The organism is Curtobacterium sp. 314Chir4.1 (assembly GCF_900215175.1).
GTDB classification, from domain to species: Bacteria; Actinomycetota; Actinomycetes; order Actinomycetales; family Microbacteriaceae; genus Curtobacterium; species Curtobacterium pusillum_A.
In genome coordinates, this window is record NZ_OCMI01000004.1 from 299840 (window position 1) to 312230 (window position 12391).

Annotated in this window: 7 protein-coding genes; 1 reads left to right on the forward strand and 6 read right to left on the reverse strand. The window is 68.7% G+C overall.

Annotation, left to right across the window (positions count from 1 at the left end):
- Nucleotides 1-100: 100 nt before the first annotated feature.
- From rpoC to CRP27_RS14220, 6 genes are all read right to left on the reverse strand, one after another.
- Nucleotides 101-3982, reverse strand: a complete 3882-nt coding sequence (rpoC, locus tag CRP27_RS14190) for a DNA-directed RNA polymerase subunit beta' (RefSeq protein WP_097181276.1) — start codon at nucleotides 3980-3982, stop codon at nucleotides 101-103.
- Nucleotides 3983-4024: 42 nt separating this feature from the next.
- Nucleotides 4025-7513, reverse strand: a complete 3489-nt coding sequence (rpoB, locus tag CRP27_RS14195; protein WP_079237403.1) for a DNA-directed RNA polymerase subunit beta — start codon at nucleotides 7511-7513, stop codon at nucleotides 4025-4027.
- Nucleotides 7514-7888: 375 nt separating this feature from the next.
- A complete protein-coding gene (locus CRP27_RS14200) occupies nucleotides 7889-8407 on the reverse strand; it encodes a hypothetical protein (RefSeq protein ID WP_097181277.1) in 519 nt (172 codons plus the stop codon).
- Between the two features lie 366 nt (nucleotides 8408-8773).
- A complete protein-coding gene (locus CRP27_RS14210; RefSeq protein ID WP_097181279.1) occupies nucleotides 8774-9424 on the reverse strand; it encodes a response regulator transcription factor in 651 nt (216 codons plus the stop codon).
- Nucleotides 9421-10638 (reverse strand): sensor histidine kinase, encoded by a 1218-nt coding sequence (locus CRP27_RS14215; RefSeq protein WP_097181280.1) that lies wholly within the window; start codon nucleotides 10636-10638, stop codon nucleotides 9421-9423. Before CRP27_RS14215 ends, CRP27_RS14210 begins: the two co-directional genes overlap by 4 nt.
- A gap of 7 nt (nucleotides 10639-10645) precedes the next feature.
- Nucleotides 10646-11143, reverse strand: coding sequence for a hypothetical protein (locus CRP27_RS14220; RefSeq protein ID WP_097181281.1), 498 nt, complete (start codon nucleotides 11141-11143; stop codon nucleotides 10646-10648).
- Between the two features lie 133 nt (nucleotides 11144-11276).
- Between CRP27_RS14220 and CRP27_RS14225 the strand changes: the two genes are divergently transcribed.
- Nucleotides 11277-12119 carry a spermidine synthase gene (locus CRP27_RS14225; protein ID WP_079237409.1) on the forward strand — a complete coding sequence of 281 codons (843 nt, stop codon included), beginning with the start codon at nucleotides 11277-11279 and terminating at the stop codon, nucleotides 12117-12119.
- Nucleotides 12120-12391: the final 272 nt, after the last annotated feature.

The window sequence follows — 12391 nt, forward strand, 5'->3', positions numbered from 1 at the left end:
GCACCGTGCCTCCAGGCCGCCTGTCGGTCGCGAACGCGAGCCGCAACGGGAACGGCCCCCGCATCCGAGGATGCGGGGGCCGTTCCGGTGGAGCTCAGGCTCAGTTGTAGGTGCCCGGCGTGAAGTCGTCCGACGAGAAGCTGTCGAAGTCGACGAAGCTCAGGTCGGCGTCCGAGAACGACGAGTCGTCCGCGAAGATGCGGTTCGGGTACCGCTCCGCCTTCGCTTCCTCCGTCGCGTTCACGTCCACGTCGCGGTACCGGCTGAGGCCCGTCCCGGCGGGGATGAGCTTACCGATGATGACGTTCTCCTTGAGGCCGACGAGGTGGTCCTGCTTGCCCTCCATGGCCGCCTGCGTGAGCACGCGGGTGGTCTCCTGGAAGGAAGCGGCGGACAGCCACGACTCGGTCGCGAGGGACGCCTTGGTGATGCCCATGACCTCCTGGCGAGCGGAAGCGGTCTTGCGACCCTCCTGCAGCGCCGCACGGTTGAGCATGTTGTACCGCGAACGGTCAACGAGCTCACCCGGGAGCAGGTCGGTGTCGCCGTGGTCGACGACGGTGACCTTGCGGAGCATCTGCCGCACGATGACCTCGATGTGCTTGTCGTGGATCGGCACGCCCTGCGAGCCGTACACGTCCTGCACACCGTTGACGAGGTGCTTCTGGACCTCACGGACACCCTTGACGCGAAGGACTTCCTTCGGGTCGACGGTGCCGGCGATGAACTGCTCGCCGAGCTCGACGTGCTGGCCGTCCTCGATGAGGAGCGTCGCACGCTTGAGCACCGGGTAGATGAACGGCTCGTCGCCGTTGTCCGGCGTCAGGATGATGCGACGGCCCTTGTCGGTGTCCTCGATCGTCGCGCGGCCGGGGGCCTCGGCGATCGGGGACGCGCCCTTGGGGGTACGCGCCTCGAACAGCTCGGTGACACGCGGCAGACCCTGGGTGATGTCGTCGGCCGAGGCCGAACCACCCGTGTGGAAGGTACGCATCGTCAGCTGGGTACCCGGCTCACCGATGGACTGGGCGGCGATGATGCCGACCGCCTCGCCGATGTCGACGAGGTTGCCCGTGGCGAGCGAACGGCCGTAGCACTTCGCGCAGACACCGACGGCCGACTCGCAGGTCAGGACCGAGCGCACCTTGATGCTCTCGACACCGGCTGCCAGCAGCTTGTCGATCAGGACGTCACCGACGTCCTCACCGGCCTCGGCGACGACCGTGCCCTTCGCGTCCACGGCCGGGGTGGCCAGGGTGCGGGAGTACACGGTGTTCTCGACGCGCGGGTCGCGGACCAGCTTGCCGTCGGCACCCACGGTCGCGATCGGGAGCTCGAGGCCCCGCGTCGTGCCGCAGTCGTCCTCGCGGATGATGACGTCCTGCGAGACGTCCACCAGACGACGGGTGAGGTACCCGGAGTCCGCGGTCCGGAGCGCGGTGTCGGCAAGACCCTTGCGAGCACCGTGCGTGGCGATGAAGTACTCCGCCACGGTCAGGCCCTCGCGGTACGAGTTGATGATCGGGCGGGCGATGATCTCGCCCTTCGGGTTGTTCACCAGACCACGCATACCGGCGATGTTGCGGACCTGGAGCCAGTTACCACGAGCACCCGACGACACCATGCGGTTGATGGTGTTGTCGACGGGGAAGTTGTCGCGCATCTCCTGCGCGATCTCGTTCGTGGCTTCCGTCCAGATCTTGATCAGGTCGGCGCGACGCTCGGCGTCGGTGATCAGACCCTTGTCGAACTCGCCCTGCACCTTGGCCGCCTGGACCTCGTAGCCCGCGATGATCTCCTTCTTGCGAGGAGGCGTCACGACGTCCGAGAGGGCGACGGTCACACCGGAGCGCGTGCCCCAGTAGAAGCCGGCGTCCTTGATCCGGTCCAGCGCGGCGGCCGTCTCGGTCTTGGAGTAGCGCTCGGCGAGGTCGTTGACGATCGCGGAGAGCACGCCCTTGTCGGTGACCTTCTGGACGAACGGGTAGTTCGCCGGGAGGGTCTCGTTGAAGAGCGCACGACCGAGGGTCGTCTCGAGCAGGACGGGCTCGCCCTGCACGTAGCCCTCCGGTGCCTCGCCCTCGGCGAACCACACGTCGGACATGCGGATCTTCACCAGCGCGTTGAGGTGCAGCGTGCCCTGGTCCTTCGCGAGGATCGCCTCGGCGACGGAGGAGAACGCACGGCCCTCACCCACGGCGCCCTCGCGGACGGTCGTGAGGTGGTGCAGACCGATGATCATGTCCTGTGCGGGCAGGGTCACCGGGCGGCCGTCGGACGGCTTCAGGATGTTGTTCGAGGCGAGCATCAGGATGCGGGCCTCGGCCTGGGCCTCCACCGACAGCGGCAGGTGCACGGCCATCTGGTCACCGTCGAAGTCCGCGTTGAACGCAGCACACACGAGCGGGTGGAGCTGGATGGCCTTGCCCTCGACGAGCTGCGGCTCGAACGCCTGGATGCCCAGACGGTGCAGCGTCGGCGCACGGTTCAGCAGCACGGGGCGCTCGCGGATGATCTCCTCGAGCACGTCCCACACCTGCGGACGCGAACGCTCGACCATGCGCTTCGCCGACTTGATGTTCTGCGCGTGCGACAGGTCGATGAGGCGCTTGATGACGAACGGCTTGAAGAGCTCCAGCGCCATCTGCTTGGGCAGACCGCACTGGTGCAGCTTCAGCTGCGGGCCGACGATGATGACCGAACGGCCCGAGTAGTCGACGCGCTTGCCGAGCAGGTTCTGGCGGAAACGACCCTGCTTGCCCTTGAGCATGTCGCTCAGGGACTTCAGGGCGCGGTTGCCGGTACCCGTGACCGGACGTCCACGACGACCGTTGTCGAACAGCGCGTCGACCGCTTCCTGCAGCATGCGCTTCTCGTTGTTCACGATGATCTCGGGGGCACCGAGGTCGAGCAGGCGGCGGAGACGGTTGTTGCGGTTGATCACACGACGGTAGAGGTCGTTGAGGTCCGACGTGGCGAAGCGGCCACCGTCGAGCTGCACCATCGGGCGGAGCTCCGGCGGGATGACCGGCACGACGTCGAGCACCATCGCGGCCGGCGAGTTGCCGGTGGCGAGGAAGGAGCTGACGACGCGCAGACGCTTGATCGCGCGGATCTTCTTCTGGCCCTTGCCCTCGGCGATCTGCAGGCGCAGCGCCTCGGCCTCGGCGGCCAGGTCGAACGCCTCGAGCCGCAGCTTGATCGCCTCGGCGCCCATGTAGGCGTCGAAGTAGATCCCGAAGCGGTCCTGGAGCTCGTGGAAGACGGCGTCCTCGGGCTTGAGGTCGCCCACCTTGAGGTTGCGGAAGTCCTCCCACACGCGCTCGAGGCGGGTGATGTCCTCGTCGAACGACTTGCGGACCTGGGACATCTCCTTCTCGGCGGTGTCCTTGGTGCGGCGCTTGACGTCGGCCTTGGCGCCCTCTTCCTCGAGCGCTGCGAGGTCGTCCTCGAGCTTCTTGAGGCGGTCGGCGATGATCGAGTCGCGCTGACCCTCGAGGTTCTTGATCTCGAGGCGCATCTCGTTCTCGAGACCCGGCATGTCCGCGTGGCGGCCCTCTTCATCGATGTCGATGATCATGTACGCCGCGAAGTAGATGACCTTCTCGAGGTCCTTCGGCGCCATGTCGAGGAGGTACCCGAGGCGCGACGGGACGCCCTTGAAGTACCAGATGTGCGTGACGGGCGCGGCGAGCTCGATGTGGCCCATGCGCTCACGACGGACCGAGGACTTGGTGACCTCGACGCCGCAGCGCTCGCAGACGATGCCCTTGAACCGGACACGCTTGTACTTGCCGCAGGCGCACTCCCAGTCGCGGGACGGACCGAAGATCTGCTCGCCGAACAGACCGTCCTTTTCGGGCTTGAGGGTGCGGTAGTTGATGGTCTCCGGCTTCTTGACCTCGCCGTACGACCACTGGCGGATGTCCTCGGCCGTGGCGAGGCCGATCCGCAGTGCGTCAAATGAAGTTGCTTCGAGCAATGTTCTTCTCTCTAGCTGGATTCGTTACGAGTACGGGCGGGATCAGATGTCGTCGACGGACGACGACTCGAACCGCGAGGAGATGTTGATGCCGAGCTCTTCAGCGGCACGGAAGACCTCGTCGTCCGTGTCGCGGAGGCTGACCGCCTGGCCGTCGGCCGAGAGGACCTCGACGTTCAGGCAGAGCGACTGCATCTCCTTCATGAGGACCTTGAACGACTCCGGGATACCCGGCTCCTGGATGTTCTCGCCCTTGACGATCGCCTCGTAGACCTTCACGCGGCCGAGGATGTCGTCGGACTTGATCGTCAGGAGCTCCTGGAGGGCGTAGGCGGCGCCGTACGCCTCGAGTGCCCACACCTCCATCTCACCGAACCGCTGTCCACCGAACTGCGCCTTACCACCCAGCGGCTGCTGCGTGATCATCGAGTAAGGACCGGTCGAACGGGCGTGGATCTTGTCGTCGACCAGGTGGTGCAGCTTGAGGATGTACATGTAGCCGACCGAGACGGGCTCCGGGAACGGCTCGCCGGAGCGACCGTCGAAGAGCTGCGCCTTGCCGGACGAACCGATCAGGCGCTCGCCGTCGCGGTTCGGGAGGGTGCTGTCGAGGAGGCCCTCGATCTCACGCTCGTACGCACCGTCGAACACCGGGGTGGCGACCTTCGTGCCGGGCTCCGCGCTGTGGGCGGCCTCGGGGAGAGCCGAAGCCCACTCCTGGATGCCCTCGACGTTCCAGCCCTGCTTCGCGAGCCACCCGAGGTGGATCTCGAGGACCTGGCCGAAGTTCATGCGGCCGGGGACGCCGAGCGGGTTGAGCACGATGTCGACCGGGGTGCCGTCGGCGAGGAACGGCATGTCCTCCACCGGCAGGATCGTCGAGATGACGCCCTTGTTGCCGTGACGACCGGCGAGCTTGTCACCCGCGGTGATCTTGCGCTTCTGGGCGATGTAGACGACCACGCGCTGGTTGACGCCCGAGCCGAGCTCGTCGTCGCCGTCCTGCGAGTCGAACACCTTGACGCCGATGATCGTGCCCTCTTCACCGTGGGGCACCTTGAGCGAGGTGTCGCGGACTTCGCGCGACTTCTCGTTGAAGATGGCACGGAGGAGGCGCTCTTCAGCGGAGAGCTCGGTCTCGCCCTTCGGCGTGACCTTGCCGACCAGGATGTCGCCGGGGCGGACCTCGGCACCGATGCGGATGATGCCGCGCTCGTCGAGGTCGGCCAGGAGGTCCGGGCTGACGTTCGGGAGGTCGCGGGTGATCTCCTCCTTGCCGAGCTTCGTGTCGCGGGCGTCGACCTCGTACTCCTCGATGTGGATCGAGGAGAGGGTGTCGTCCTTCACGAGGTTCTGCGACAGGATCATCGCGTCCTCGTAGTTGTAGCCCTCCCACGGCATGAACGCGACGAGGAGGTTCTTGCCGAGCGCGAGCTCGCCGTTCTCCGTCGCGGGGCCGTCGGCGATGACCTCGCCCTGCTCCACGCGCTCACCGGCCGAGACGACCACGCGGTGGTTGTAGCTCGTGCCCTGGTTCGAGCGGTCGAACTTGCGCAGGTAGTAGGTCTGCGTGCCGCCCTCGTCGAGCTGCAGGGTCACGGCGTCGGCCGAGACCTCGGAGACGACACCGGCCTTGTCGGCGGTGACGACGTCGCCGGCGTCGATGGCGGTGTAGCCCTCCATACCGGTACCGACGAGCGGCGACTCGGAACGGAGCAGCGGCACTGCCTGACGCTGCATGTTCGCACCCATGAGGGCGCGGTTCGCGTCGTCGTGCTCGAGGAACGGGATGAGCGACGTCGCGACCGACACCATCTGGCGCGGGGAGACGTCCATGTAGTCGACCTCGTCCTTGCCGACGAGCTCGACCTCGCCGCCCTTCTTCCGGACGAGCACCTTGTCGTCCTGGAAGTGGAAGGAGTCGGTGAGCGGGGCGTTCGCCTGCGCGACGACGAAGTCGTCCTCTTCCGAAGCCGTGAGGTAGTCGATGGTCGTGGTGACCTGACCGTTCACGACGCGGCGGTACGGCGTCTCGATGAAGCCGAAGGAGTTGATCCGACCGAACGACGCGAGCGAACCGATCAGGCCGATGTTCGGGCCTTCCGGGGTCTCGATCGGGCACATGCGGCCGTAGTGCGACGGGTGGACGTCACGGACCTCGACGCCGGCGCGCTCACGGGACAGACCACCCGGGCCGAGGGCCGAGAGACGACGCTTGTGCGTCAGGCCCGCGAGCGGGTTGTTCTGGTCCATGAACTGCGACAGCTGGGACGTTCCGAAGAACTCCTTGATCGCGGCGACGACCGGACGCACGTTGATGAGCGTCTGCGGCGTGATCGCCTCGATGTCCTGCGTGGTCATGCGCTCGCGGACGACGCGCTCCATGCGGGACAGACCCGTGCGGACCTGGTTCTGGATGAGCTCGCCGACGGCGCGGATGCGACGGTTGCCGAAGTGGTCGATGTCGTCCACGTCGAGGCGCAGCTGCACCGGCTCGCCGTCGCGGACGCCGTCGAGGGTGGTCTTCTCGGCGTGCAGCGAGACCAGGTACTTGATCGTGCGGACGATGTCCTGCACGGTCAGGACCGAGTCGCTGAGCGGCGCGTCGATGCCGAGCTTGCGGTTGACCTTGTAGCGGCCGACCTTCGCGAGGTCGTAGCGCTTCGGGTTGAAGTAGAAGTTGTCGAGGAGCGCACGCGCGGCCTCGGCAGCGACCTGCTCGCCCGGACGCAGCTTGCGGTAGATGTCCTTGAGCGCCTCTTCCTTGGTGAGGATGGCGTCCTTCTCGAGGGTCGACTCGATCGAGGCGAAGCCCTGGAACTCGTCCATGATCTCTTCGCTCGTCATGCCGAGCGCCTTGAGGAACACGGTGACCGACTGCTTGCGCTTGCGGTCGATGCGCACGCCCACCTGGTCGCGCTTGTCGATCTCGAACTCGAGCCAGGCACCACGCGACGGGATCACGCGAGCGGAGTAGATGTCCTTGTCGGACGTCTTCTCCTGCTGACGCTCGAAGTACACGCCCGGGGAGCGGACGAGCTGCGAGACCACGACACGCTCGGTGCCGTTGATGATGAACGTGCCGCGCTCGGTCATGAGCGGGAAGTCGCCCATGAACACGGTCTGCGTCTTGATCTCACCGGTCATGTGGTTCATGAACTCGGCGTTGACGTAGAGCGGAGCGGCGTAGGTCTTGCCACGCTCCTTGCACTCGTCGATCGAGTACTTCGGGTCCTCGAGCTCGGGCGACGTGAAGCCGAGCTGCATGGTCTCGCCGAGGTCCTCGATCGGGGAGATCTCCTCGAAGATCTCCTCGAGCCCGGAGTGCAGTGCGAGGTCGGTGCGACCCTGCTCCTGCCCTTCGGCGAGGCGGGCCTTCCAGACGTCGTTGCCGACGAGCCAGTCGAAGCTCTCCGTCTGGAGTGCGAGCAGATCAGGAACCGTGAGGGTGTCCGTGATCTTGGCGAACGAGAGTCGCGAGTGGTTGCGACCGTTCTTGGGGTTGGTGGATGCGTTGGGCGCAGCAGCCAAGGGTTTGACCTCCGGTAGGCCCCGTCGGGCCGGTACTGACGAGCAGCACGTAGGTGAGTGGATTGACGCTTGAGCGCACCCCTCGAAGACACGCGATCACGGGCCGCCGCGTGAGCGAGGACACATGTGCGATGATCTGGGTGAGCGGTACCCGCCGACATATACGGGTCCGGCTTCACCAGGGCGGGCGTCGACCGCAATATGACGACACGGATGCCAGGGAGCGCGAACTGTCATCATAGGTCGCGTCCGTGCGCGATGTCCAGTCCTGGCTTGACCGAATTCGTCAGTGCCGTGTATAAGCCCGTGGACCGACCCGGTATTCCCTGCACCGGCGGCACGAAGCGCGGCCGTCGGCACCGCCCGTGGCGTCCGTCAGCGCAGCGCTCCGAGCGCCTTCTCGGGCCGCCGGACCCGCACGAACGTCACGCGCCCGCGGTCGTCGGTGATCTCGATCCCGCGCCCCGGCGTGAGGATGAGCGCCCGCACGCCACGACCGAGCCGGAGCCCGATCCCGCCGTACGTTGAGGCATCCGCCTCGGCGAGCCGCACGTCGACGATGCGCCGGCGGGCGATCCGTCGCGCGGGCAACGGCCGGAAGTGCAGGACGACGTGGGTGTCCGTCACGGTGAAGCCGGTGCGGGCGAGCAGGAGCAGGAAGCCGACCGCGACGCCGACGAGCCCGGGTACGACGAGCGCCGCTTCTGGTGCCTCGCCCGGCCACCCGAGGACCGCTGCCACGAGTGCGAGGCCGCCGACCAGCAGGACTCCGCCGACCGCGCGCATCCAGGTGGGCGCATTGTCGTGGTCGGTCTGCGCGGGCGCCGACGTCGGCCGGGCGGTGCGGGTCGCGGTGACGAGTCGGTACGTCGGGACGCTCATGGTGTCGGTCATGGCTACGGGCTCCTGCGGATTCGTGGTCCGGTGCGTGTGCTGCACTCGTATTTTACATAGCGCACACAATGTTCTCAATGGCCGGCGCGCAGGGCGGGGCCACGGGCGGCGCGCAGGAGAGCGGGGAGGCCCGGCGCACGCCGACGGCACGCGCACGGAGCCGGCAGTGGGGGGTGCCGGACGGGCGCGCCGCGGTCACGGTCGAGGTGCGGAACCGCGAGGTGTGGGGCACTGCGCGGTTCGACGCACCGAGGTGACGACCCGGTGAACGATAGGGGGTGAGCCTTGGCGTCCGCTGGCCGTACATGTGTACGCATTCAACTGCGCGTGTTCGACCGCGCACACCGCGCAGCCGGTGACGCCCCGCTACGAGCGCAGGACGAGGGCGACCGCCTCGGCCCGGGTCCGGACACCGAGCTTCGTGAAGACCTGGTTCACGTACGACTTCACGGTCGGCACCGTCAGGAACAGCTCGGCGGCGATCTCCGGGTTCGACCGGCCCTCGGCGATGCGCTCGAGGACGTCGGACTCGCGCGGGGTGAGGTCCGGGAACCGCGTCCGGAGCCCGACCGGTGCTGCGGGTGCTGGTGCCGTACCACCCGCGAGCTGCGCCACGAGCCGAGCACCGACGGTCGCGTCGAAGGTGGACTGCCCGGAGGCCACGGCACGGATCGCCGTCGCGATCTCCGCGCGACCGGCGTCCTTCGTCAGGTAGCCCCGGGCGCCCGCACGGAGCGCGGTGACGATCGATTCGTCGTCGGCGTAGGTCGTCAGCACCAGGACGGCCACGTGCGGGTGCGCCGCGGTGATCTGCGCGGTCGCGGTCGGCCCGTCCACCACGGGCATCCGGAGGTCCATCAGCACCACGTCCGGCACGTCGCGGTCGACGGCCGTGACGGCCGCGGCGCCGTCAGCGGCCTCGCCGACGACCTCGAGGTCCGGCATGAGGGACAGCACCGTCACCAGGCCGTCGCGCACGATGGCCTGGTCGTCGACGACGAGCACGCGGATGGTCACGACTGTTCCCCGTCCGCGGCGACGGGGTCGACGGGCAGGTGCATCGCCACGACGAACTCGTCGTCCGAACGCTCCGCCTCGACGGTGGCGCTGCTGCCGAGTTCCTGGAAGCGTTCGCGCATCCCGAGCAGGCCGTGGCCGCCGCGGGCGAGCGGGTTCGCGATGACGACGTCCACGGCGTCGCCGTCCCGGATGACGGACAGGGACACGGGGCGGCCGGGAGCGTGCCTGCGCGCGTTGCTCAGTGCCTCCCGGACGACCTGCACCACGGCGGCACGGTGGGCCGCGTCCAGGTCGGCGAGCGTCTCGTCACCCTGCGTCACGACCTCGCCGCCGAACGAGCGGTGCGCGTCGACGAGGGCCGTCAGGCCCGCCCCGGGGTCGGTGGTCGGCCTGGAGGCACGGCTCGGCTCGGTCGTGTCGGGTGCGGTCGTCGACGTGGCCGGTTCGGCGTCCGTGTCCGCGTCCTCGCGGAGCGCGCGGACCGCACGCCGCGCCTCGGCGAGCCCGTCCGCCGCGAGGGTGCGGGCCTCGCCGGCACGCGTCGTCGCGTCCTCGACCCTGCCCGCTTCGAGGAGGGCCTCCACCGCGTCGAGCTGCAGCACGAGGCCGCCGAGGGAGTGTGCGAGGACGTCGTGGATGTCCCGCGCCGCCCGGGAACGATCGGCGAGGAGCTGCGCGCGCTGCTGCTCCCGCTCGGCCTCGCGCGCCCGCTCGGCGGCGACCCGGAACTGCCGGCGGCTGAAGCCGATGAGGACGCCGAGCAGCATGCCGCCGCTGGTGCCGAGGACGAACTGGAGCGACGCGTGCTCCACCGTCGCGGTGACGGCGACCACCACGATCGCGGCGAGCGCCGTGACCGAGGCGGCCCAGACCGGCACGCGCAGGTGCGCCCCGATCAGGACGATGCCGACGATCACGGGGACGATCATCAGCGAGTCCGTCGGCACCACGGTGACGGACCCGGCGGCGACCATCACGACACCCGCCGTCGCGACGAGGCGCGGCGACCGACCGAACTCCCGCAGCACCCAGCCGGCGAGCGCCACCGAGCCGAGCACCCACACCCAGACCGGCAGGCCCAGCAGGACGCCGTTCCGGACGAAGAAGAACGCCACGATCGCGATGCCGAGCGCGTTGAGCCCCCAGGCGGCGCTCGAACGAGGCCGACCTCCGGGGATGTCGGCCTCGTCACGGCTGGACAGCAGGGTCACCGGACCATCATGCCGCGCGTCTGCCGGTCGCCACGGGGATGCGCTGGTCGATGACGAGTGCGCGGGCTGCGCGGTTCAGCGCGAGGACGAGCAGGATCGTGCCGGTCGAGGTGAGCAGGTGGGCGCCGAGGTGGCCGCCGAGCACGTCGAGGCCGATGCGGACGAGGAGGAGGACGATCCACAGGGCGGCACCGAGCCAGCCGGTACGGGACTGGATCGTGCGGCCCTTGCTGTCCGGGGTGGCGACCGTGCGGAAGCGCGTGATGCGACCCATGGTCAGGCCGACCCCGACGGTGATGAGCGCCTCGATGCCGAGGAACACGACGTCGGTGGTGGTCACCGTGGCCTTCGTCTGGGCGAGGATGACGACACCGACGATCGCCATGACGAGCGGCGTCCGCCAGATCCGGGTCGGGTCGAGGTACTGCCAGGTCGCCTGGCGGTAGCCGAGGAACACGACGAGCGCGACCCCGATGAGGATGTTCGCGACGAGCTGGACCGACATGGTGTGTGCCTTTCGACGAGGTCCGGCGGGGCTGTCCCGACCGGTGACACCAGCCTCGTTCGACGGCTTCCGTGGGCACACCAACCAGGGGTGGGGACGCGGGTGGTGATCGCGGTGGTGTTCGATTGGTGCCATGGCTGATGCGTTCGACGGGTTCCGGATCGGTGCGGGGTACGCGGTCGTCGAGCCGGACCGGCACCGACCGGGCTCGTTCACGCTCGTGGTGGACGGCACCCCGCAGTCGCACGTCGACCTGGACGACCCGACGCACCTGGCGTTCGAGTACATCCGGCGGATCGGGCACGCCATCGACCTGCTGCCGGACGGGCCGGTCACGGCGCTGCACCTCGGTGCGGGAGCCCTCACGCTCCCCCGGTACGTCGCGGTGACCCGTCCGGGTTCGCGGCAGCAGGTGATCGAGCTCGAGCGGGACCTCGTCGACCACGTGCGCGATGCGCTGCCGTTCCCGCGGGGTGCCTCGATCCGGGTGCGGTACGGCGACGCGCGGGAGGTCCTGGGGAAGCTCCCCGCCGGGCTCCGCGGCACCGTCGACCTCGCCGTCGTCGACGTGTTCGGCGGCTCGCAGATCCCGGCGCACGTGACGAGCATCGAGTTCTACCGCGAGGTGGCAGAGTTCCTGTCGCCGACCGGGATCGTCGCCGTGAACGTGGCCGACGGCGCCGGGTTGGCGTTCGCGCGCGGGCAGGCCTCGACGCTCCAGGCCGTGCTGCCGTCGGTGGCGGCGGTCGCGGACACCGGGATGCTCAAGGGGCGACGGTTCGGGAACATCGTGCTGCTCGGGTCCCCCACGGACCTGCCCGTGGCGGACATGCCTCGGCGGTACTCGTCGGACCCGATGCCGGCGAAGGTCGTGCACGGGGCCGAGCTGCGGTCGTTCATCGCCGGGGCGCCGATCGTGACGGACCAGACGGCGGTGGCGTCGCCGGAGCCGAACCGGAGCGTCTTCGGCGGCTGACGGCAGCGGGTGGGGCTCCGACTCGGAACGACAATCCCGGCGTCGTACGACACCGGACTCGTCGCAACCGCGCGTGCGCAACAGTTGCGCGCGCTGGGCGACGACAGGCGCGATGTCGTCCGACATCGGCGTTGTCGCCCGTTGCGGACGCAACCACCTGGCGGAGGGGAGGCGCGTGGCGGCCGTGCGCCGTGCCTCCAGGCCGATGTTCGGTGGGCACGCTGAGGACGTGACTGCCAGGATGGTCCTGAACGACCGCGCAGGTGCGCGAC

What these genes read in the sequence shown, in the direction of transcription:
- CRP27_RS14200 (WP_097181277.1), bottom strand. Translation starts at nt 8,407, where the DNA reads ATGACCGACACCATGAGCGTCCCGACGTACCGACTCGTCACCGCGACC.
- CRP27_RS14220 (WP_097181281.1), bottom strand. Translation starts at nt 11,143, where the DNA reads ATGTCGGTCCAGCTCGTCGCGAACATCCTCATCGGGGTCGCGCTCGTC.
- CRP27_RS14225 (WP_079237409.1), top strand. Translation starts at nt 11,277, where the DNA reads ATGGCTGATGCGTTCGACGGGTTCCGGATCGGTGCGGGGTACGCGGTC.